Source organism: Pseudomonas protegens CHA0 (assembly GCF_000397205.1).
Classification (GTDB): domain Bacteria; phylum Pseudomonadota; class Gammaproteobacteria; order Pseudomonadales; family Pseudomonadaceae; genus Aquipseudomonas; species Aquipseudomonas protegens.
Genome location: NC_021237.1, coordinates 777756 through 800130 on the forward strand (window position 1 = coordinate 777756; position 22375 = coordinate 800130).

Annotated in this window: 20 protein-coding genes and 1 pseudogene; 8 read left to right on the plus strand and 13 right to left on the minus strand. The window is 64.0% G+C overall.

Going from position 1 to position 22375, the window contains the following annotated elements:
• Nucleotides 1–12: 12 nt before the first annotated feature.
• The 11 genes and pseudogenes from purD to gcbA form a co-directional block, all read right to left on the minus strand.
• Nucleotides 13–1302 (minus strand): phosphoribosylamine--glycine ligase, encoded by a 1290-nt coding sequence (gene purD, locus PFLCHA0_RS03370; RefSeq protein WP_011059035.1) that lies wholly within the window; start codon nucleotides 1300–1302, stop codon nucleotides 13–15.
• Between the two features lie 189 nt (nucleotides 1303–1491).
• A complete protein-coding gene (gene purH / locus PFLCHA0_RS03375) occupies nucleotides 1492–3099 on the minus strand; it encodes a bifunctional phosphoribosylaminoimidazolecarboxamide formyltransferase/IMP cyclohydrolase (RefSeq protein ID WP_011059036.1) in 1608 nt (535 codons plus the stop codon).
• 82 nt (nucleotides 3100–3181) lie between these two features.
• Complete coding sequence (gene fis / locus PFLCHA0_RS03380) at nucleotides 3182–3502, minus strand: DNA-binding transcriptional regulator Fis (RefSeq protein WP_003186237.1); 321 nt, start codon at nucleotides 3500–3502, stop codon at nucleotides 3182–3184.
• Nucleotides 3499–4512, minus strand: a complete 1014-nt coding sequence (gene dusB / locus PFLCHA0_RS03385) for a tRNA dihydrouridine synthase DusB (protein WP_011059037.1) — start codon at nucleotides 4510–4512, stop codon at nucleotides 3499–3501. Before dusB ends, fis begins: the two co-directional genes overlap by 4 nt.
• A gap of 195 nt (nucleotides 4513–4707) precedes the next feature.
• Nucleotides 4708–6006, minus strand: a complete 1299-nt coding sequence (locus PFLCHA0_RS03390; RefSeq protein ID WP_015633995.1) for a DUF3426 domain-containing protein — start codon at nucleotides 6004–6006, stop codon at nucleotides 4708–4710.
• 30 nt (nucleotides 6007–6036) lie between these two features.
• Nucleotides 6037–6915 (minus strand): 50S ribosomal protein L11 methyltransferase, encoded by an 879-nt coding sequence (gene prmA, locus PFLCHA0_RS03395; RefSeq protein WP_011059039.1) that lies wholly within the window; start codon nucleotides 6913–6915, stop codon nucleotides 6037–6039.
• A gap of 226 nt (nucleotides 6916–7141) precedes the next feature.
• Nucleotides 7142–8503, minus strand: coding sequence for an acetyl-CoA carboxylase biotin carboxylase subunit (gene accC / locus PFLCHA0_RS03400; RefSeq protein ID WP_015633996.1), 1362 nt, complete (start codon nucleotides 8501–8503; stop codon nucleotides 7142–7144).
• 17 nt (nucleotides 8504–8520) lie between these two features.
• A complete protein-coding gene (gene accB / locus PFLCHA0_RS03405; protein ID WP_015633997.1) occupies nucleotides 8521–8982 on the minus strand; it encodes an acetyl-CoA carboxylase biotin carboxyl carrier protein in 462 nt (153 codons plus the stop codon).
• A 48-nt stretch (nucleotides 8983–9030) separates the two neighbouring features.
• On the minus strand, nucleotides 9031–9483 hold the full coding sequence (gene aroQ / locus PFLCHA0_RS03410; RefSeq protein WP_011059042.1) for a type II 3-dehydroquinate dehydratase: 453 nt from the start codon (nucleotides 9481–9483) through the stop codon (nucleotides 9031–9033).
• Between the two features lie 230 nt (nucleotides 9484–9713).
• A pseudogene (locus PFLCHA0_RS32230) lies at nucleotides 9714–10229 on the minus strand (methyl-accepting chemotaxis protein); the annotation flags it as partial.
• Between the two features lie 1499 nt (nucleotides 10230–11728).
• A complete protein-coding gene (gcbA, locus tag PFLCHA0_RS03420; RefSeq protein ID WP_015634000.1) occupies nucleotides 11729–13396 on the minus strand; it encodes a diguanylate cyclase GcbA in 1668 nt (555 codons plus the stop codon).
• Nucleotides 13397–13684: 288 nt separating this feature from the next.
• Between gcbA and PFLCHA0_RS03425 the strand changes: the two genes are divergently transcribed.
• From PFLCHA0_RS03425 to speA, 4 genes are all read left to right on the plus strand, one after another.
• Nucleotides 13685–14752, plus strand: a complete 1068-nt coding sequence (locus PFLCHA0_RS03425; RefSeq protein ID WP_011059045.1) for a DUF2333 family protein — start codon at nucleotides 13685–13687, stop codon at nucleotides 14750–14752.
• Between the two features lie 3 nt (nucleotides 14753–14755).
• Nucleotides 14756–15292, plus strand: a complete 537-nt coding sequence (locus PFLCHA0_RS03430) for an NUDIX hydrolase (RefSeq protein ID WP_011059046.1) — start codon at nucleotides 14756–14758, stop codon at nucleotides 15290–15292.
• A 184-nt stretch (nucleotides 15293–15476) separates the two neighbouring features.
• Nucleotides 15477–15848: a translation initiation factor Sui1 gene (locus tag PFLCHA0_RS03435; RefSeq protein ID WP_015634001.1), complete on the plus strand. Its 372-nt coding sequence runs from the start codon at nucleotides 15477–15479 to the stop codon at nucleotides 15846–15848.
• A 222-nt stretch (nucleotides 15849–16070) separates the two neighbouring features.
• A complete protein-coding gene (gene speA, locus PFLCHA0_RS03440; RefSeq protein WP_011059048.1) occupies nucleotides 16071–17984 on the plus strand; it encodes an arginine decarboxylase in 1914 nt (637 codons plus the stop codon).
• Nucleotides 17985–18070: 86 nt separating this feature from the next.
• Here speA and PFLCHA0_RS03445 read toward each other — a convergent pair whose 3' ends face one another.
• The gene (locus PFLCHA0_RS03445) at nucleotides 18071–19417 is read right to left on the minus strand and encodes an MATE family efflux transporter (protein WP_011059049.1); all 1347 of its coding nucleotides are present in this window, start codon (nucleotides 19415–19417) and stop codon (nucleotides 18071–18073) included.
• A 67-nt stretch (nucleotides 19418–19484) separates the two neighbouring features.
• Entirely contained in the window at nucleotides 19485–19778 is a 294-nt protein-coding gene (locus PFLCHA0_RS03450; RefSeq protein WP_011059050.1) for a hypothetical protein, read from the minus strand.
• A gap of 190 nt (nucleotides 19779–19968) precedes the next feature.
• Between PFLCHA0_RS03450 and PFLCHA0_RS03455 the strand changes: the two genes are divergently transcribed.
• From PFLCHA0_RS03455 to PFLCHA0_RS03470, 4 genes are read left to right on the plus strand one after another with little or no spacing between them, the layout of a single operon-like run.
• Nucleotides 19969–20274 carry a MazG-like family protein gene (locus PFLCHA0_RS03455; protein ID WP_011059051.1) on the plus strand — a complete coding sequence of 102 codons (306 nt, stop codon included), beginning with the start codon at nucleotides 19969–19971 and terminating at the stop codon, nucleotides 20272–20274.
• On the plus strand, nucleotides 20271–21020 hold the full coding sequence (locus PFLCHA0_RS03460) for a methyltransferase domain-containing protein (protein WP_015634002.1): 750 nt from the start codon (nucleotides 20271–20273) through the stop codon (nucleotides 21018–21020). The genes PFLCHA0_RS03455 and PFLCHA0_RS03460 overlap by 4 nt, the downstream gene beginning before the upstream one ends.
• 11 nt (nucleotides 21021–21031) lie before the next feature.
• Nucleotides 21032–21640, plus strand: a complete 609-nt coding sequence (locus PFLCHA0_RS03465) for a DUF4136 domain-containing protein (protein WP_015634003.1) — start codon at nucleotides 21032–21034, stop codon at nucleotides 21638–21640.
• 38 nt (nucleotides 21641–21678) lie between these two features.
• A complete protein-coding gene (locus PFLCHA0_RS03470; protein WP_011059054.1) occupies nucleotides 21679–22236 on the plus strand; it encodes a DUF4136 domain-containing protein in 558 nt (185 codons plus the stop codon).
• Nucleotides 22237–22375 lie beyond the last annotated feature (139 nt).

Here is a 22375-nt window from a genome sequence, read left to right on the forward strand (position 1 = left end):
TCAACGACAGCCTTACTCCTGGCCGCGCTCGCGGGCAATGGCGCGGTAGCCGATGTCCTTGCGGTAGAAGCAGCCCTGCCAGTCGATCTCGGCCGCCAGGCGGTAGGCCTGTTGCTGAGCCGCGTCGACGCTGTCACCCATGGCGGTAGCGCACAGTACCCGGCCGCCGGAGGTCACGACCTGGCCATCCTTGAGTGCGGTACCGGCGTGGAACACCTTGCCTTCCAGTGCTGCCGCGGCGTCCAGGCCAGTGATGGCCGCGCCCTTGGCGTAGTCACCAGGATAGCCGCCTGCCGCCAGAACGATACCCAGGCTCGGGCGTGGGTCCCACTGCGCTTCGACCTTGTCCAGGGCCTGGGCCAGGGCGGCTTCCACCAGCAGCACCAGGCTCGATTGCAGGCGCAGCATCACCGGTTGGGTTTCCGGGTCGCCGAAGCGGCAGTTGAACTCGATGACTTTCGGGTTGCCGGCCTTGTCGATCATCAGCCCGGCATAGAGGAAGCCGGTGTAGACGTTGCCTTCCTCGGCCATGCCGCGCACGGTGGGCCAGATCACCAGATCCATCACCCGCTGGTGCACTTCTGAAGTGACCACCGGTGCCGGGGAGTAGGCGCCCATGCCACCGGTATTGGGGCCAGTGTCGCCGTCGCCGACGCGCTTGTGGTCCTGGCTGGTGGCCATGGGCAGCACGTTCTTGCCGTCGACCATGACGATGAAGCTGGCTTCCTCGCCGTCGAGGAACTCCTCGATCACCACGCGGGAACCGGCGTCGCCGAAGGCATTGCCGGCGAGCATGTCGCGCACCGCTTCCTCGGCTTCGGCCAGGGTCATGGCCACGATCACGCCTTTGCCGGCGGCCAGGCCGTCGGCCTTGATCACGATCGGGGCGCCTTTTTCACGCAGGTAAGCCAGGGCCGGCTCGATCTCGGTGAAGTTCTGATAGTCGGCAGTAGGGATCTTGTGGCGGGCGAGGAAATCCTTGGTGAAGGCTTTCGAACCTTCCAGCTGCGCAGCACCGGCCGTCGGGCCGAAGCAGTCCAGGCCACGGGAGCGGAACAGGTCGACCACGCCAGCCACCAGCGGCACTTCCGGGCCGACGATGGTCAGGGACACATTCTTCTGAGCAAAGTCTGCAAGCTGCTCCAGGGCCAGGACGTCGATGGCGACGTTCTCGCACTTGGCCTCGATGGCGGTGCCGGCGTTGCCTGGGGCGACGAACACTTTCTGAACCCGTGGGTCCTGAGCGACTTTCCAGGCCAGAGCGTGTTCACGACCGCCGCTACCAATGATCAGTACATTCATTTCAAAAACCTCGGATGACGCTAATTCTGTTTTGGAACCTGAAGAGCTGGACGCCTCAGGAGGTTGCAATGACAGTGGTAGATGCAAGGCGGAGCCCACCTCGATGAGCGCAGTTGCCTGTTGGCAATGAGCATCATCGAGGTGGGCTCCAACGCAGCAGATGCCGGTGTCAGTGCGACCGTTGTCGTATCAGTGACGGAAGTGGCGCATGCCGGTGAACACCATGGCAATGCCCGCTTCGTCGGCCGCGGCAATCACTTCGTTGTCACGCATCGAGCCGCCGGGCTGGATCACTGCGGTGATGCCGACCTTGGCGGCGTTGTCCAGGCCGTCGCGGAACGGGAAGAACGCGTCGGAGGCCATGACCGAACCGGCGACTTGCAAGCCGGCGTGCTCGGCCTTGATGGCGGCGATTCGCGCGGAGTTCACGCGGCTCATCTGGCCGGCGCCGACACCGATGGTCTGGCGGTTCTTGGCGTAGACGATGGCGTTGGACTTGACGTACTTGGCGACTTTCCAGGCGAAGATCAGGTCGTTGATCTCTTGCTCGGTCGGGGCGCGCTTGGTCACGACTTTCAGGTCATCGGCACTGATCATGCCGATGTCGCGGCTCTGCACCAGCAGGCCGCCGTTGACGCGCTTGTAATCCCAGGCCGCAGCGCGCTCAGCCGACCACTGGCCGCAGGCCAGCAGGCGCACGTTGGCCTTGGCAGCGACAATGGCGCGGGCTTCTTCGCTGACGCTCGGGGCAATGATCACTTCGACGAACTGACGCTCGACGATGGCCTTGGCGGTGGCTGCATCCAGCTCGCGGTTGAAGGCGATGATGCCGCCGAAGGCCGATTCGGTGTCGGTGGCGTAGGCCAGTTCGTACGCCTGGCGGATACCGCCTTCAGCGTCCGGGCTGACCGCCACGCCGCACGGGTTGGCGTGCTTGACGATGACGCAGGCCGGCTTGACGAAGCTCTTCACGCATTCCAGCGCGGCGTCGGTGTCGGCCACGTTGTTGTAGGACAGTTCTTTGCCTTGCAGTTGGGTCGCGGTGGCGATGCCGACTTCAGCAGGCTTGGCCTCAACGTAGAACGCCGCGCTCTGGTGCGGGTTCTCGCCGTAGCGCATTTCCTGGGCCTTGATGAACTGGCTGTTGAAGGTGCGCGGGAATTCGCTGCGGCCGGATGTCGAGAGGGTTTCGGCGGCCTGGTTCACGGTGCCCATGTAGTTGGCGATCATGCCGTCGTACGCAGCGGTGTGTTCGAAGGCCTTGAGCATCAGGTCGAAGCGCTGGGCGTAAGTCAGGCCACCGGCCTTGAGGCTTTCCAGGACGCCGGCGTAGTCGCTGGCATTGACCACGATGGCCACGTCCTTATGGTTCTTGGCCGCCGAGCGGACCATGGTCGGGCCGCCGATGTCGATGTTCTCGATGGCGGTCGGCAGGTCGCAGCCTGGCTTGTTGATGGTGGCTTCGAACGGGTAGAGGTTGACCGCGACCAGGTCGATCGGCTTGATCCCGTGCTCGTTCATGATGGCGTCGTCAATGCCGCGACGGCCGAGGATACCGCCGTGGATTTTCGGGTGCAGGGTCTTCACCCGGCCATCCATCATTTCCGCGAAACCGGTGTAATCCGCGACTTCCACTGCGGACACGCCGTTGTCCTGCAGCAGTTTGAAGGTCCCGCCGGTGGAGAGGATCTCCACACCAAGGGCTTCCAGCTCCTTGGCGAATTCGAGGATCCCGGTCTTGTCGGAAACACTGATCAAGGCGCGGCGGATCGGCAGGCGGGTAGTCTGGTCGGTCATCTCAATTTCCATCAAAAGCAAAGGAGTCAGCAAAAAAGGCGACCGTTTTTTACGCGGGCGCCTTTCTGGTTTGATTGAATGCTTACAGCAAATCGTACTGCTTGAGTTTCTTGCGCAGGGTACCGCGGTTCAGACCCAGGAGTTCGCTGGCCTTGGTCTGGTTGCCCTTGACGTAGTTCATCACGCTTTCGAGCAACGGAGCCTCGACTTCGGAGAGCACCAGGTTGTACACGTCCGTGACGGCAGCGCCCTCAAGGTGGGCGAAATAATTGTGCAGCGCCTTCTCGACACTCCCGCGAAGGGTCTGGCCTTCTTCGCTGGGTGTATTGAGGTGCTGTTTCAAATTCACGTTGTCGCTCACGGGTGTTGTTCCACTCACTAAAGTCTCGGTCATCATCGTCATGCGGCCACCCCCTCTCCGTCCCCTGTTTCCAGGCTCTTGTAACGTCCGGCAAAGAACTCACGAACGTTGGCGCATTGTGCTTCCGTATCTTCCAAACGATTGAAGTGGGCGCGAAACTCCCTGGCGCCCGGCAGGGTTGCGAGATACCAGCCCACATGCTTGCGCGCAATGCGTACGCCCATGACATCTCCATAGAAGGCATGCAGCGCGGCCAGGTGCTCTAGCAGAATACGTTCCACCTCGAACAGCTCCGGTGCCGGGAGGGTTTCACCGGTACTGAGGAAGTGTTCGATCTCACGAAAAATCCATGGCCGCCCCTGGGCGGCCCGGCCGATCAACAGCCCGTCGGCGCCGGTGGCGTGCAACACCCGCCGGGCCTTTTCCGGCGAGTCGATATCGCCATTGGCAAAGACCGGGATCGACACCGCCTGCTTGATCGCGGCAATGGTGTCGTACTCGGCTTCACCGGTGTACAGGTCGGCCCGGGTCCGACCATGGACCGCCAGTGCCGTGATGCCGGCCTGCTCGGCGATCTTCGCCACCGTCAGGCCGTTCTTGTTCTCCCGGTCCCAGCCGGTGCGGATCTTCAGGGTGACCGGTACATCCACAGCGGCCACTACTGCCTGGAGAATCTCGTTGACCAGGGCTTCGTCCTTCAGCAACGCGGAGCCGGCGGCCTTGTTGCAGACCTTCTTGGCCGGGCAACCCATGTTGATATCAATAATCTGTGCGCCCAACTCGACGTTGGCGCGGGCGGCGTCTGCCAGCATCTGTGCATCACCCCCGGCAATCTGCACCGAGCGGGGCTCGGGATCGCCTTCGTGGATCATGCGCAACCGCGATTTGCGGCTGTTCCACAAGCTCATGTCGCTGGTGACCATTTCCGAGACTACAAGGCCCGCGCCCAATTGCTTGCAAAGCTGACGAAAGGGCTGGTCTGTAACCCCCGCCATCGGGGCGAGAATCAAACCGTTGTGCACTGTATATGGGCCGATGCGTACCGCCGACATAGGACTTCCCTGTTGTGGGGCCGGATCATGAGAGTTCGAAAAAGGGTTGGCATGATACCCGCTCTCGATGACCGGATAAAGGCTGAATTGGATAAAATCTGAACAGTTCTTCTGTAACGTCCTGGGAGCAATCCAGGCGAAACAGTCATAAAACTGTCGTTAATCCAGAGTCGTCCGTGAACTTGTGCAGCCGATTCACTCAGGCGAGTGGAAACTCAGACTGTAGTTCACCGCTTTCGGACCGGGGTCAAGAATATCCAGGGCGATGTGAATCGGGGTCTGCGGCGGCATTTCCGCCGCATCCTGCAAGTCACCGCCCAGGTATTCCCCGGGCTTGAAGCTGCGGCTGGCGATCAGGTGGCCGTTGAGGTCGGCGAAGCGCAGCTCAAGCAGCGGGAAGGGTTGGGAGAAGGGCGCGCGGTTATAGATGATGGCGTCCACCACCAGGGCGCCGCTGAATTCCGGATGGCTGCGTACCACCAGGTTGCTGCTCTTGATCCGGGCGATGTCGACCCGGGAAGGTACCGTGCAGCCGAATTCCGGGCACAGTTGCTGGAACCAGGGACGGTACTGGTCCTGGCGGGCCAGCTCATCAAAGTGATAGGCGACGTATTGTCCCATCAGGCCGCCGGCGGCCAGCAGGATCAGCAGCAGCCAGAGCAGGCGCTTGCCCCAGGGCGAGCGGCGCTTCTGCCAGTCGAGGTGGAGCGGGTCGTCCACCAGGTCCAGCAGCACCTCTTCCTTGACCCCGGGCTCGTTGCGCTCGCGGCGCTTCTTGCCGGAGACGGCGGGCTCGTCGTCCTGGTCTTCCGGGTTGGCAGGCGAGTGAGGTTCCAGGTCATCGTCCAGGCGCAACCTGGGCGCCTGGGGTTCGTCGTCCAGGTCCGCGAGGTTGAACGACAGCGACGGTTCGGTGCGGCTGGGCTTGGGTGGTTCGGCGCTGGGTTCGGCGTCGTCCGGTTGCACCTTGGGGGGCGAAGGCTCGCTGTCGTCCCGTTCGGCGGCGCTGCCGAACAGTTCGTCCGGCCAGTGCGCCTCGTCGGCGTCCTGGGTATCGCGCCGGGCGCTGAGGCTGCCTTCCTTGTGCTCGCGTTCCTGGCCAAAGGCCTTGGCTGGCTGGATTTCGCGCTGTTCGAGCTTGGCCAGTTCCTCATCGAGGTCCAGGTGATCCAGATCCATCTCGGCGGCCGACCATTGCTTCTGGCTGATGGCGCGCTGAGGAGCGGCAGGGGCCGCGGGGGGTGGCAGATCCGGTGCCGCCGGTGCCGGCGCCACGGTCGCTGCGGGAGCAGCCGGTGGCGCTACGGGTTTGGCAGCGGCTTTCGAGGTGGCAGCTTCCTTGGCCGCGCGTTGCTCGAGCAACTGCCGTGCGGCGTTGAACACCTGCAGGCAGGAGCCACAGCGAACCACTCCACGGGCCACGCTCAACTGGGCGTGGCTGACGCGGAAGCGGGTTTGGCAATGCGGGCACTGGGTGACGAAACTGTCGGTCATGCGGCCATCCGGATTATGCAGGCGGCCATTCTAGCGCCGACGGCCGGTGATGCGCACCCAGCCATCAAGGGTGGCGATCGGGTCCAGATCGAAGTCCTGGGCATAAGCCGCGGCGACTTCCTCGCCCTGTTCGGCAAGGATGCCGGAAAGCGCCAGGCGCCCGCCGGACTTGACCAGCCCCGAAAGCTGCGGCGCCAGGGCCACCAGTGGCCCGGCCAGGATGTTGGCCACCAGGACATCGGCCTGCACCTGGGGCAGCTGCTCGGGCAGGTAGAGCGGGAACAGCTCGTCGGCAATGCCGTTGCGCCCGGCGTTGTCACGGGAGGCTTCCAGGGCTTGCACGTCGATGTCGGTGCCCACCGCCTGTTTGGCGCCCAGCAACAGGGCGGCAATGGCCAGGATCCCCGAGCCGCAGCCGAAGTCCAGCACGTTGCAGTCCTTCAGGTCCTGGCCGTCCAGCCATTCCAGGCACAGGGCGGTGGTCGGGTGGGTGCCGGTGCCGAAGGCCAGGCCCGGGTCCAGCAGCAGGTTCACTGCCTCGGGCTCCGGCGCGGCGTGCCAGCTGGGAACGATCCACAGGCGCTGGCCGAAACGCATGGGCTGGAAGTTGTCCATCCAGCTGCGCTCCCAATCCTGGTCTTCGATGACTTCGCTGTGATGCTCGGGCAGCGGGCCGCCGGTCAGCAGCTCCATGTGGGCGAGTACGCTGGCGGCTTCGGTGCCGCCCTCGAACAGGGCCAGCAGATGGGTGTGGGACCAGAGCGGGGTGGTGTTCAGTTCAGGTTCGAAGATCGGCTGATCCTCGGCGTCCATGAAGGTGACCGAGACGGCACCGACTTCAAGAAAAGCGTCTTCGTAGGTTTCGGCTTGTTCTGGGCTGATGGCGAGACGGACTTGCAGCCAAGGCATGGCGGGCACCTTTGAAAATATGTGATGTGCAGCCTAGTGGGCCGCGAGAAGCGCGCAAGTTTACGCGAGACGCCCCTTGGGAGCGAGGGGGATGCCCTGTGCTTGGTCGCAAGGACGGTTGATCAGGGAATGGCCGCTGCGCGGTTCGCGAGCAGGCTCGCTCCTGCGGGGCGGCGGATACGACAAGGCCGCTCGAAAGCGGCCTTGTCGGTGTGGCGGGTGCCGATCAGTGTTGCTCGGCCAGCTTGTGCTCGAGGTAGTGAATGTTCACGCCCCCTTTGCAGAAGCCTTCGTCACGGGTCAGGTCGCGGTGCAGCGGGATGTTGGTCTTGATCCCGTCGACGACGATTTCGTCCAGCGCATTGCGCATGCGCGCCATGGCTTCGTCACGGGTGGCCCCGTAGGTGATCAGCTTGCCGATCAACGAATCGTAGTTCGGTGGAACCGCGTAGCCGCTGTACAGGTGCGAGTCGACGCGCACGCCGTTGCCGCCCGGGGCATGGAAATGCTTGACCGTGCCTGGGCTTGGCATGAAGGTTTTCGGGTCTTCGGCGTTGATCCGGCATTCCAGCGCGTGGCCGCGGATCACGACGTCGTCCTGGGTGAACGACAGCTTGTTGCCGGCGGCAATGCTGAGCATTTCCTTGACGATGTCGATACCGGTCACCATTTCCGATACCGGGTGCTCTACCTGCACGCGAGTGTTCATCTCGATGAAGTAGAAGCGGCCGTTCTCGTAGAGGAACTCGAACGTGCCGGCGCCACGGTAGCCGATGTCGATGCACGCCTTGACGCAGCGGGCGAAGACTTCCTGGCGGGCGGTCTCGTCGATGCCCGGTGCCGGCGCTTCTTCGAGGACCTTCTGGTGCCGACGCTGCAGCGAGCAGTCGCGGTCGCCCAGGTGGATGGCATTGCCCTGGCCGTCGGACAGCACCTGGACTTCCACGTGACGTGGGTTGGTCAGGAACTTCTCCAGGTAGACCATCGGGTTGCCGAACGCCGCGCCGGCTTCGGAGCGGGTCAGCTTCGCCGAGGCGATCAGGTCTTCTTCCTTGTGCACCACGCGCATGCCGCGACCACCACCGCCACCGGCGGCCTTGATGATCACCGGGTAGCCGACTTCACGGCCGATGCGCAGGGCGGTTTCCTCGTCTTCCGGCAGCGGGCCGTCGGAACCTGGAACCGTCGGTACGCCGGCAGCGATCATGGCGTGCTTGGCGGAAACCTTGTCGCCCATCAGGCGGATGGTCTCGGCTTTCGGGCCGATGAAGGCGAAGCCGGAGTTTTCCACCTGTTCGGCGAAGTCGGCGTTTTCCGCGAGGAAGCCGTAGCCAGGGTGGATCGCCGTGGCGCCAGTGACTTCAGCGGCCGCGATGATGGCCGGGATGTGCAGGTAGGACTGCGCGGCTTGCGCAGGGCCGATGCATACCGATTCGTCTGCCAGGCCCAGGTGCATCAGCTCCTTGTCGGCCTTGGAGTAGACGGCTACGGTCTTGATCCCCATTTCCTTGCAGGCACGCAGGATCCGCAGGGCGATTTCGCCGCGGTTGGCGATCAGGACTTTTTCCAACTTCGCAGGCTTCAACATCAAAGACTCTCCGCGGTTCAAACGATGGTGAACAGCGGTTGGTCGTACTCAACCGGCTGGCCGTCTTCGACAAGAATGGACTCGATCACACCGCTGGTTTCAGCTTCGATGTGGTTCATCATCTTCATCGCTTCGACGATGCACAGGGTGTCGCCCTTCTTCACGCTCTGGCCGACTTCAACGAAGGCTGGCGAGGTAGGCGAAGACTTGCGGTAGAAAGTGCCGACCATTGGCGAACGGGCCACGGTGCCGTTCAGCGCGGGTGCGGCCGGTGCTGCAGGAGCGGCGGCAGCAGCAGGAGCGGCAGCGGCAGGCGCAGCCACTGGAGCGGCAACCGGAGCCGGTGCGTAGTACTGCTGGGCTGGAGTCTTGCTGTGGCGGCTGATGCGTACGGACTCTTCGCCTTCCTTGATCTCCAGCTCGTCGATGCCGGACTCTTCCAGCAGTTCGATCAGTTTCTTAACTTTACGGATATCCATGAATCATCAACTCCCAAGGGTCGGTCAGGGGCGTTTATCGCTTGTCGTTCAAGCGTTTGCCTGACGTTCAAGCTGTTCTAGGGCGGCCTCCAGGGCCAGTCGGTAACCGCTGGCGCCAAGGCCGCAGATCACTCCCACCGCAACATCGGAGAAGTAGGAGTGATGACGGAAAGGTTCGCGTTTGTGCACGTTGGACAAATGCACTTCGATGAATGGGATGCTCACCGCCAGCAGCGCGTCACGTAATGCGACGCTTGTATGCGTAAAAGCTGCTGGATTGATCAAAATGAAATCCACGCCTTCATCGCGGGCGGCATGGATGCGCTCGATCAATTCGTACTCGGCATTGCTCTGCAGGTACTGCAGATGGTGCCCGGCATCACGGGCCCGTTGCTCCAGGTCCTGGTTGATCTGGGCCAGGGTGGTTGCACCGTAGACCCCCGGTTCACGGGTGCCGAGCAGGTTCAGGTTGGGTCCGTGAAGAACCAGTAGGGTGGCCATCGGTTGTTCCTTGTTATCGGGGGCTGTTGTCAGAACCCGGCGACTATGCCGGAAAGACTTTATGACTGTCCAGTTCTCTGCAATAGCCAGCACGATGACCGATGTTTGCGCAAAATATGTGACCGACAGGTTAAATCCGGTCATTTGCCCTCAAGAAGGGGGTCGTGCTTCTTGTCGCCCGTTTCGTCGCTGATGGCGGTGGGTTGTGGTTTGCGCGCCCGTTTCAGAGCCTAGACGCGGAACGCTTGGACTGCCGTATGCAATTGCCCGCCCAGGTCCAGCAGGTTCTCGCCCTGGGCCCGGCCTTCGCCGATGCGCAGCAGGTTGTCGCCGCCCAACTGGTGGATGCGTTCGCTGTGATCGCGGATTTCGCTCACCGCGCCGCTCTGCTGGGCAGTGACATCGGCGATCCGCACGGCGGTATCGGCGATGGTCTGGATCGCCCCGACGATTTCGTCCAGGGCGCCATCGGCGGCCTGGGCCTGGCCGGCGGTGGCCTCGGCGTGTTCGACCTGGGCGCGCATGCCTTGTACCGATTGCTGGGCGGCGGCCTGCAGGCCGGCGATCAGGGTCTGGATCTGCGCGGTGGCCCCGGCGGTGCGCTGGGCCAGGGAGCGCACTTCTTCGGCGACCACGGCAAAACCGCGGCCCATTTCCCCGGCGCGGGCGGCTTCTATGGCGGCGTTGAGGGCCAGCAGGTTGGTCTGGTCGGCGATGGAGCGGATCACCGTCAGCACGCCGCCGATGGTGGCGGATTCCTGCGCCAGGTGTTCGATCATCTGCGCGTTGCCCTGGACTTCCCCGACAAGGGCGTGCAGCCCGGTGAGGCTCAGGCCTATGACTTTCTGCCCCTGCTGCACGGCGAGGCCAGCACTGCGGCTGGCGTCGGCGGCCTGGCTGGCGTCCCCGGCGACCTGCTGGATGGTGGCTTCCAGTTCGCCCAGGGCATCGCGGATCTGTGCGGTGTCGCCGGCCTGGCGCTCGGCGCCGCTGTGCAGGCCGCTGCTCAGGTCGGCCAGGGCGCGGCTGCTGCCGGCCACTTGTTCGGCGTTCTGGCGGATGGTGCCCACCAGGTCCACCAGGTAGGCGCGCAGGCGGTTCAGGGATTCCTCGATGTCATGCAGCTCGCGGTTGGTCTTGCCCAGCTGGATCGGTCGGCTGAAGTCGCCTTCGGCCCAGGTCGACAGCGCCGGGGCGAGGTTGGTCAGAACCCGCGCCAGCTTGCGCTGCAAGGTGTCGATCACCAGGGCGATCAACAGGATCAGGCCGATCATCAGCCCCTGCATCAGCCGCACTTCGCCCTGGATCTGCCCGTGCTGGGCCCGTACCGCCGGTTCCAGTTCGGCGATGGCCTGGCGCACGGCGTTGATCTTCAGCAGGGTTGCGGCGCTCAGGTCGGCGCGCTTCTGGATCTGCTCGCGGGTGCGCTGCAGTTCTGCCGGATAGCGGCTGAGCAGGCTGTTGAGTTCACGCTTGAAGCCTATGCCGGCATCTTCGGCGGCGGCTTTTTCGGTGTTTTCCAGGCCCATCATGGCGGCGAAATCATCGGTGCCCGATTCGCTGCTGGCGGCCACGCCCAATAAAGGCAGGGCTTCGAGCTGATCGGCCTGGGCGCGGATGCTGTTCACTTCCCGTTCCACATCGGCGGCCAGCTCGCTGCGGCCACTGCTCACCAGCTTGTCCCGGGCCAGGGAGAGCTTGCCCAGGTGCTGGGAGGCGGTGAGCAATAAAGGCAGGTAGTTCGCCGCTTCCGCGCTCTTGGCCCCGCTGGCGTACTGGCTGAGCTGCTCCAGGTTCGCGCCCAGCTCGCGTTCGGCCTGCAACAGCAGGGCCTGGGGATCGCCTGCCAGCTTGCCGGCGGCCAGCAGGTCGGTCTTGCTGAAGTCGTCGAGGCTGGCCAGGCTCGGGCGCAGGCTTTGCGCCAGCGGTGGCGGCAGTTCGCCCAGCTCGCCCTGCAGGGTTTCCAGGGCCTGGGCCGCACTGCTCAGGCGCAGGGCATCGCCGCTGGCCAGGTAGTCTTCGATATTGCGCGCCACCTGGTTCTGAAACTGCTGGGACAGCCCCAGGTAGCGCTCCATCAATAGATAGGGGCGTTCCAGGGCCCGTTGCGACCACCAGAGCGTCGCCCCCAGGGCGAGGCAAACGGCAACGAGCAGCAGGGTATTGAGATTGGTCAGCAGCTTCAGGCGCATCGGGGCTCTACCAACGGCTTAAATGGTAAGCGCCTGAATTTATTGCGTTTGTATTACAAGGTTATGACCGAATCGGTGGATTCGGATGAAAAGATGGCACTTTGACTTGATCGCGCGGCCTGGACCCGATTGCGCCCACCATGCTTGGCCCGGTACAGGGCTTCGTCGGCCTGGCTGGCCATCATCAGGCTGTCGGAATCCTCCTGCATTTCCACCACCCCGGCGCTGAAGGTACACCACAGGTCCTGGGGCTGGGCCGGGTAGTGGATCTCGGCAAAGCGCTGGCGGATTTCGTCCAGAACCTTGCACGCGGCGTCCTGGTCGGTGTCGGGCATGACAATGGCAAATTCTTCGCCGCCGTAGCGGCCGATGAAGTCGGTCTTGCGCAGGCGCTGTTTGAGAAACAGCGCCAGGCTCTTGATCACCCGGTCGCCCATGGGGTGGCCGTGGCTGTCGTTGACCCGCTTGAAGTGGTCGATATCCAGCATGGCGAAGCTCAGCGGCTTGCCCTCGCGACGGGCGCGGAAACTGCAGTCTTCCAGCAGTTGCAGGATATGGGTGTGGTTGTACAGGCCGGTGAGGCTGTCGCGGACCATTCGCGCCTTGAGGTTGCGCGCCCGGGCCGCGCGGTTGCGCACGGTGGTGATCAGGTGCCGGGGCTTGATCGGCTTGGTGAGGAAGTCGTCGCCGCCTTCGCTCATGGCGTCCAGCTGCTTGTCCAGGTCGTCCTCGGCGGACAGGTAGATGATCGGCACGCTGACGTAGCGGTCGTTGTGGCGGATTACCTTGGCCAGCTCGGTGCCGGTGCAGGCCGGCATGTACATGTCGAGAATGATCAGGTCAGGCTGGAAGTCCGCCAGCTCGGCCATGGCCTGGATCGGTTCGATCAGGGTGCGGGTGACGATCCCGGCACTGTTGAGCAGGCGCTCGGTGTGCAGGGCCTGGGCCCGGGAGTCGTCGATGATCAGCACTTTATAAGGTTCGTACTGGGCGACGCAGGTCAGTACTTCGATTTTTTCCAGCAGGCTGGAGGCTTCCAGGGTGCCGGTGAGGAATTCCTGGCCGCCGGCGCGCACTGCGGCCAGGCGCGTCGGGGTGTCGGTTTCATGCAGGCTGAAGAACAGCAGCGGGAGTTTCTGCTCCAGGCCGACCTGGGCCTCGGCGGCCAGGGTCAGGCCCATGCCGGCACCGCAGAAATCCACATCGATGACGATGGCCGCCGGCAGGCGTTCGACCATGGACGAACGAAAGGCCGGAATGCTGTCCAGGGACTGGGCGCTGAGGCCGAAGAATTCCAACTGCTTGGCCAGGCGCTCGGCCCGGTCGTGGTCCTGCAGCATCACGTAGATCGGCTTGCGCAGGGGCGGCAGGAAGGTCTGTTCCAGTTGGTCGCCGTGGCGCAGCCCGGTGCGCGACAGGCGCTGCATCAGGCGGTTGAGGTCGGTGATCAGGTTGCTGCTGAGGCGGCCACGGTTGGCGTCCACCGCTTCCAGGGACTGGCTGATGCTGCGGGCCAGCTGGGTATGTTCGGGTTGTTCGAAACGTTCGGCGAAGCGCAGCAGGCGCAGGTTGGCCTCGCACAGCTCCGACATGTCGGTGGTCGACCATTCGCTACGTTGCAGACGCTGCCATATCTCAAGAATCTGACGTGCCTGATGAATTACCCGCTGGGCAAAGTGGTGCTTGAGGCGCTCACGGCTGGGGTCTTCTGGCTCGGTCATATCCTGACTACTAGTTAGGGTGCATGCTGAGATCGACTGGTGGCTCTATGCTAGCACCACTTTTGTGTCCCATGAGTGTCGTACGTCAATAATGTGCAAAGCGACGTTATTCAGTTCCTGACCGACTGGTCGCGTAGGCTCCGGACTGTGCTTCATTTATAGTGGCCAGCTGATTCGCAATCATTGCGCGGCGCGCATTTGCCGGAAGATTTATCCCGTCAAGGCAAGGCACGATGGAGTAGGGTTGTGGTCGAACCGATGAACTCAAGTGATTGAAAGGACATAGCCATGCTGGATTGGAAGAATCGCGCAGGCAGCGCGCCAGATCGTGCTGCCGAACCCAAGTCGGCGACACGCAGCTATTTCGGTGGCCTGCTGTTCAGTCGTGCCCTGGCCACCTTGCTGGGCCTGTATCTGCTGGTCACCGGTGCCCTGGGCTGGTACTGGAGCCAGGAGCCGGCGCTGTTCCCGGTCCAGCAGAACGCCCAGATCGCCGCCGAGAAGGAAGGCCGACAGATGGTGGTGGGCTACACCACCGTGGAAACCCTGAAGACCGTGGTCGGCACCCTGCTGGACAAGCCGGGTGGCTACATTTCCAACGACCGTTTTCCACCGGGGCTGTGGATGGACAACATGCCGAGCTGGGAATACGGCGTGCTGGTCCAGGTCCGCGACCTGACCCGTGCCCTGCGCAAGGACTTCGCCCGTTCCCAGTCGCAGTCCGCCGAAGACGCCGACCTGGCCAAGGCCGAGCCGCGCTTCAACTTCGACAACAAGAGCTGGATCCTGCCGTCCAGCGAATCGGAGTACCAGGAAGGCATCAACTCCCTGAGCCGCTACCAGGCGCGTCTGTCCGATCCGAACCAGAAGACCGCGCAGTTCTATGCCCGCGCCGACAACCTCAACAACTGGCTGGGTGACGTTGGCACGCGCCTGGGCTCGCTGTCCCAGCGCCTGTCGGCCAGCGTCGGCCGGGTCAAGCTCAATACTGCTCTGAAGACCGAAGTGCCGGCCCCGGGCCAGGGCCCGCAGGTCGATGAAGAAGTGGTGGAAACCCCGTGGATGCAGATCGACAACGTGTTCTACGAAGCCCGTGGCCAGGCCTGGGCGCTGTCGCACCTGCTGCGGGCCATCGAGGTGGACTTCGCCGATGTGCTGGCGAAGAAGAACGCCACCGTCAGCGTGCGCCAGATCATTCGCGAACTGGAAGCGTCCCAGGAGCCGGTCTGGAGCCCGATGATTCTCAATGGCAGCGGCTTCGGCGTGCTGGCCAACCACTCGCTGGTGATGGCCAACTATATTTCCCGGGCCAACGCGGCGGTCATCGACTTGCGTCAATTGCTCAATCAAGGCTGATCCATGGTCGCAACCGACAAAGAGGCGGCCCACCGCGCCGCCTCCGATGCAGAACAGATTGCCTGGGTCGATGGCGAAGACCAGTTGCTGGGCGCCATGGTCCGTTCCGAGTTGCGCGAGCGCGGCCTGATCGGGCGTGGCACCTACATCATGCTGTTCAACTCCGCCGGTGAGCTGTGCGTGCACCGGCGAACCCTGAGCAAGGCCATCTACCCGGGCTACTGGGACGTCGCCGCCGGCGGCATGGTCCTGGCCAGCGAGAGCTACGCCGAGTCGGCCGCCCGGGAACTGGAGGAGGAACTGGGGGTGAGCGGGGTGGAGCTGGTCGCCCACGATCATTTCTTCTTCGAGGACACCGGCAACCGCCTCTGGTGCTCGGCGTTCTGTGCGGTGTGGGACGGCCCGCTGCGCCTGCAGCCGGAAGAAGTCCTCGAAGCGCACTTCATGCCACTGGATCAGGTGCTGCGGGAAATCCACGAAAAGCCCTATTGCCCGGACTCCCTGGCTGCCCTGCAGCGCTATCTGGCACGGCGTCGCTAAAGTTGCATAAATTGGCGCTGATTGGCTCTTAGCAACCGGGCTTTTTGCCGTTACACTGCGCGACTTTTCAAGCTGAACCAGGCTGCCCTGGTTCAGTAGCGCTGCCCCTGCCTGAGTGGGGCTTCGCGGTCGATGGCACCGCCATGTGCTTCGACCAGTCTTTGTCCTCCCAAGAGGATTGCCGGTGGCCAAAAAAGCCGCATCCTTCGCCGCCCTTGGTGGCCTGGTATTTTCCACCGACGCAGGTCGACATTGCCCGGACTGTAGCCAGCCGGTAGCCGCCTGTATCTGCAAACAAACCGTGATCCCGGCCGGCGACGGCATTGCCCGCGTGCGCCGCGAAAGCAAGGGCCGTGGTGGCAAGACGGTGACCACCATCACCGGCGTGCCCTTGGCCGAAGATGCCCTCAAGGAGCTGGCCACGACGCTGAAGAAACGCTGTGGCACCGGCGGCGCCCTGAAAGACGGCGTCATCGAAATCCAGGGCGACCATGTCGAGCTACTCTTGGCGGAACTGGTCAAGCACGGTTTCAAGGCGAAGAAGTCCGGCGGCTAGCAGCCTCTGTGAAAACCACCTGTGACTGGACCCTGTCTTGATTCGCTCAGGACACCGGCGTCGTCTCCATGGTTTTCACAGAGCCTGTTCATGAACGGTTTCTAAACTCGGCACGGCGGGCGCGGTCTATTGCGCTTGCAGGCTAATCGTCATTTTCATTCTTTAGACTGCGCCAGCCCTGGAGTGGGGCGGCGCTCTATGACTTCTTTATAGGGGACTTCGATGTCCGTACGACGCACACGTAAAGACGATGGCAGCCAATGGACAGTTGCGGACAGCCGCAGTGTCTACGGGATTCGCCATTGGGGGGCCGGGTATTTCGCGATCAATGACGCCGGTCGCGTCGAAGTTCGTCCGAACGGCCCGAGCAGCTTGCCCATCGATCTGTTCGAACAGGTCGAAGAACTGCGCAAGAGCGGCTTGTCCCTGCCGTTGCTGGTGCGCTTCCCGGACATCCTCCAGGACCGCGTGCGCCAGCTGACCGGTGCCTTCGATGCCAACATCGGGCGCCTGGAATACCAGAGCAAGTACACCGCCCTGTACCCGATCAAGGTCAACCAGCAAGAAGCGGTGATCGAGAACATCATCGCCACCCAGAATGTTTCCATCGGCCTGGAAGCCGGCTCCAAGCCGGAGCTGCTGGCGGTACTGGCCCTGGCGCCCAAGGGCGGCACCATTGTCTGCAACGGCTACAAGGACCGCGAATTCATCCGCCTGGCGCTGATGGGCCAGAAGCTGGGCCACAACGTGTTCATCGTCATCGAGAAAGAGTCCGAAGTGGGCCTGGTGATCGAGGAAGCGGCGTCCCTCAAGGTCAAGCCACAGGTGGGCCTGCGGGTGCGCCTGTCGTCCCTGGCTTCGAGCAAGTGGGCCGACACCGGTGGTGAAAAGTCCAAGTTCGGCCTGTCGGCGGCGCAACTGCTGTCGGTGGTGGAGCGTTTCCGCGCCGCCGGCCTGGACCAGGGCATCCGCCTGCTGCACTTCCACATGGGCTCGCAGATCGCCAACCTGGCGGACTACCAGCACGGCTTCAAGGAAGCGATCCGCTACTACGGCGAGCTGCGCAACCTCGGCCTGCCGGTGGACCACATCGACGTCGGCGGCGGCCTGGGTGTGGACTACGACGGCACCCACTCGCGCAACGCCAGTTCGATCAACTACGACATGGACGACTACGCCGGCGTGGTGGTGGGCATGCTCAAGGAATTCTGCGACGCGCAGAGCCTGCCGCACCCGCACATCTTCTCCGAGAGCGGCCGCTCCCTGACCGCCCACCACGCCATGCTGGTGGTGCAGGTCACCGACGTCGAGAAGCACAACGACGACGTGCCGCAGATCGACAACAAGCAGGAGCTGCCGGAAACCGTGCAATGGCTGGTGGACCTGCTGGGCCCGACCGACATTGAAATGGTCACCGAAACCTACTGGCGCGCCACTCACTACATGAGCGACGTGGCCGCCCAGTACGCCGACGGCAAGCTGACCCTGGCCGAGAAAGCCCTGGCCGAGCAGTGCTACTTCGCCGTATGCCGGCGCCTGCACAACTCGCTCAAGGCGCGCCAGCGTTCCCACCGCCAGGTGCTGGACGAACTCAACGACAAGCTGGCCGACAAGTACATCTGCAACTTCTCGGTATTCCAGAGCCTGCCGGACACCTGGGCCATCGGCCAGGTCCTGCCGATCCTGCCGCTGCACCGCCTCGACGAAGAGCCGCTGCGCCGCGCGGTGCTGCAGGACCTGACCTGCGATTCCGACGGCAAGATCAAGCAGTACGTCGACGAGCAGAGCATCGAGACCAGCCTGCCGGTACACGGCCTCAACGAGGGCGAGGACTACCTGCTGGGGATCTTCCTGGTGGGCGCCTACCAGGAAATCCTTGGTGACATGCACAACCTGTTCGGCGACACCGACTCGGTGAACATCTACCAGCGGGCCAATGGCAGCGTGTACCACGCCGGGATCGAGACCCACGACACCATCGAAGACATGCTGCGCTACGTGCACCTGTCGCCGGAGGAGTTGATGACCCACTACCGCGACAAGGTGGCCAGCGCCAAGATCAGCGCGGCCGAGCGTACCCAGTTCCTTGACGCATTGCGCCTGGGCCTGACCCGTTCGTCCTACCTGTCTTCCTGACAGCCCCGGCGAACCCTGGAAACCCACCGCTTGCGGTGGGTTTTTTTTGCCCGCAATTCAGGCTGTACGGCCTGCGGGCACGAGGTTCAGCGAGCCTCGGCGAACCAGCGGTCGCGGCGCTGCAGGTGCCAGGCGAAGGCGCCCAGGGTCAGGCTGCGCAGGAACATGAACAGCAGGAACGTCAGCCACAGGCCGTGGTTGCCCAGGCCTTGCAGCGCCCAGGCAAAAGGCAGCAGCAGGAGCACGGTCAGCAACATGCCGTTGCGCATTTCCCGGGCCCGGGTGGCGCCGATGAACAGGCCGTCCAGCAGGTAGCTCCAGACCGCAATCAACGGCAGTACGGCGAGGTAGGGCAGGTAGGTAAAGGCGGTCTGGCGCACGTCGGGAATATCGGTCTGCATTTCGATGAACAGGTGGCCGCCCAGCAGAAACAGCACGGCGAACCCCAGGCTGGCCAGCAGCGACCAGCCACCGGCTACCACCAGCGAGCGGCGCAGGGCCGGGCGGTCATGGGCGCCGATGGCGTGGCCGCACAGGGCCTCCACTGCGTGGGCCAGGCCATCGAGGGCATGGGCGGTAAGCAGCAGGCCGTTGAGCAGCAGGGCATTGGCCGCCACTGTGGCATCGCCCAGACGGGCGCCTTGCACGGTGATCAGGAAGAACACCGATTGCAGGGCCAGGCTGCGGATGAAGATGTCACGATTGACCGCCAGCAGCGGGCGCCAGCTCTGCCAGCGGCGCAATGCCGCCCAGGCGATTTGCCCCGGATAGGCCCGCAGGGCCGGCCGGGTCATGGCCAGGCCGACCAGCGCGCCGCTCCATTCGGCGATCACCGAAGCCCGGGCCGAGCCCACCACGCCCCAGTCCAGGCCGAGGACGAACCACAGGTTGAGGGCGATGTTCAGCACGTTGGTGCTGAGCAGGATGGCCAGCGGTGCCCGGGCGTTCTGGGTACCGAGAAACCAGCCCACCAGGGCGAAGCTGGCCAGGGCCGCGGGCAGGCCCAGCAGGCGGGTGTGGAAAAAGCTCCGGGTCATCTGGTCCAGCTCCGCCGAGGGCTGCATCAGGTGCAGCGCCGCGCCGCTCAGGGGCACGCCTATGGCGCCCAGCAGCAGCGCCAGCCCCATGGCCAGTATCAAGCCCTGGAGCAGGATCTGCCGCAGCGCCGCCCCGTCGCCGCGCCCGGCGGCCTGGGCGGCGAAGCCGGTGGCGCCCATGCGCAGGAAGCCCATGGCCCAGGCCAGGAAGGTATAGAGGCTGGCACCGACCGCCACGGCGCCCAGCTGGTGGGCGTGGGGCAGGTGGCCGATCACCGTGCTGTCCACCAGCGCTACCAGGGGCACGGAAATGTTCGACAGGATCATCGGCGCGGCCAGGGCCCAGACGCGGCGATGGGTGGGGCGGTGACGCCAATCGGAAATCAGGGGGGGCATGCAGGCTCCTTGCGAGAGCGGGCATTGTACCCGGCGCCCGCGGGCGCCGGGGGTTAGTGCGGGGGGATCAGTGGATGATCCAGCTCAGCAGCCAGAGGCCGAGCACCAGCCAGATGATGCCGAGGATGATCGAGGCTCGCATGAAGGCGCGGATCGCCGAGTACAGGAACATCAGGCCGATGATCAGGGCAATGATGCTGACGATCGAGGTGTCCATGCCCAGGGCGCGGGACAGGCCGTCGACAAAGTTGCCACCGGCGTGGGTCAGGGTATTGAACAACCCGCTGAGCAGGTCGACGATAAAGCGGATCACCGAGCCGATGGCCTGGCCGAGCCATTCGAAGAAACTTTCTACCTGCATGTGTGCGTCCTGATGAAAGATGGGCCGAGTGCCCGAGCTCAAGCTTGGGCCATGAACACCCGTGGCGAGTTCCCTGTTAAGCATAGAAGCTGCCGGGGGTTGCGCATTCTGGAGGAGCCGGCTTGCCGGCGAAAGCGCTCTTGCGTCCCACGCCCATCCCCCGGAAGCTATACGCCTTCAGGAGACCCCGATGAACCTAGAGCAACTGACCCAACGCCTGCACGCCATTCGTGACCGCAACGATTGGCGGCAATTTCACAGCCCGAAGAACCTGGCCATGGCCGCCAGCGTCGAAATGGCCGAGCTGGTGGAAATCTTCCAGTGGCTGAGCGAGGACCAGTCGCGGCAACTGCCAGCAGACAAGCTGGCCCATGCCGGCCAGGAAGTGGGGGATATCGTCCTCTACCTGCTGTTGCTGTGCAGCGAGCTGGGGTTGGACATGGACCAGGTGGTACGCAGCAAGCTGGCGGACAGCGAACGGCGGTTCTGCTCATGAGCGACCGGCATTTCGACCAGTTGGCGACCCGTTTCGCCGAGAAGATCTATGGCGGCGCCAAAGGCGCGATCCGCCTGGCGGTGCTCCAGGCCGATCTCAAGGAAGCGCTGCCCGAGCGGCCACTGCGGGTGCTGGATATCGGCGCCGGGCTGGGGCACATGTCCTTGTGGCTGGCCGAGCGCGGGCACCAGGTCACCCTGGCCGAGCCTGCCGCGCCCATGCTTGAAGGCGCCCGCCAGCGCTTTGCCGACGCCGGGCAGCAGGCCACCTTCATCCTGGCGCCCTGGCAGGAACTGCTGGGGCAACTGACCGAACCCTACGACCTGGTGCTGTGCCACGCGGTGCTGGAATGGCTGGCCGAACCCCACGCGATCCTGCCGGTGCTGCATCAGTTGACCGCCGCCGATGGCTGGCTGTCCCTGGCCTTCTACAACCGCGACGCACTGGTCTACCGCAACCTGCTCAAGGGCCACTTCCGCAAGATGCGCAAGAACGACATGGCCGGCGAGAAACAGAGCCTGACCCCGCAACAACCCCTTGATCCTCGCGAGCTGGCGGCGCAACTTGAGGGCCTGTGGCGAGTCGAAAGCCAGAGCGGAGTGCGGGTTTTCCACGATTACATGCCGGTGGAGTTCCAGGCCCGTGCCGAGCTGACGGATCTGCTGGAAATGGAGCTGGCTCACCGTCGACACCCAAGTTTCGCCGGGCTTGGGCGTTATCTGCATTGGCTGTGCCGGCCGGTCTAACGGAGTGTGCAATGAAACACCGCCTGGGTCTGATCCTCCTGTGTTCGGGGCTTGCCGCCTGTCAGGGCAGCAACCCCTATGTCGCCAGCTCCAACCCGCTGCCGCCGGCCCCGCCGCAAGCGGCCAACACCTTTGACCGCAGCGCCTACCCGGCGCCGCAACGGGACTATGGCCGCTACCGCAACTGGGCCTGGCTCAATGGCCGCCTGCCCAGCGGTTCGGCCTGGGCCGACTCGGCGCAGATTGCCGAGGCGGTCAGCAATGCCCTGGATCAGCAGGGTTTGCGCCCTGTGCATGACAACCGGCCGGCGGACCTGTGGGTCAGCGCCGACCTGCACCTGGAAAAGCGCCTGCGCCAGGTCCAGGACGACTACGGGTATGGCGGTTACGGCGGCTATAACCGTTATGGCCCGGGCTACGGCATGTACGGCAGCGTGCCGGTGGTGCGCACCTACGAGGTGGAAGTGGTGGTGGTGCGGGTCAACCTGTATGACGGCGCCAGCGGCCAACCGGTCTGGAGCGCCAGCGCCGAGACCAGCAGCCGCGGCAGCCTCGGCGAGCGGGCCGATGCCTTGCGTGAGGCGGTGCAAAAGGCAATGGCGACCTATCCTCCCAGTTAGGATCGCCCCCGGTTTTTGTCTTCAAGCGGAGAAACAGCATGTTCCATCGAATCGCTCTACTGGTGTGTGCCGCCTTGCTCAGTGCCTGCGCCGCCAACCAGGTCAATCATGACTTCGACGCCAGCCGGGACTTTGGCGCCTATCGCAGTTGGAACTGGAAAGAACCCGCCCTGCAATACCGGCCGGATGATCCACGGATCAAGAGTGACTTGACCGAACAGCGCATCCGCCAGGCGGTGGCCGAGCAACTGGACCAGCGCGGCCTGCGTCCGGCCCAGGGCGGTGCCCGGGCCGACCTGAATGTGCAGGCGTACCTGATCGTCGAGGACCGCCAGCAGCAGGTCACTACCAACTATGGCGGCGGTTGGGGCGGCCCGTGGAATGGCTACTGGGGCGGGCCGATGTACAACGAAACCCGCAACATCACCTATAAGGTAGCAACCATCCAGATCGACCTGCTGGACGGCAAGGACGGCAAGCTGGTGTGGCGCGGCAGCGACGAGCAGATGCTCAGCAGCTCGCCCAACCCGGCAGATCGCAGCGCCGCGGTTCGCACTACGGTGATGCGCATCCTGCAGAACTACCCGCCCCACTGAAACCTTCGACCGGGCAGGGCGGCACAGGGTGTGCGGCCCTGCCTGCTGCCGCCAGTCCGGCGCCCCTGCGCCCCGGCCGGCGTCTGCCACGGCCTTTGACTACACTGCTTTCATCGATGGAGATAGCGCTCGGCTGCGA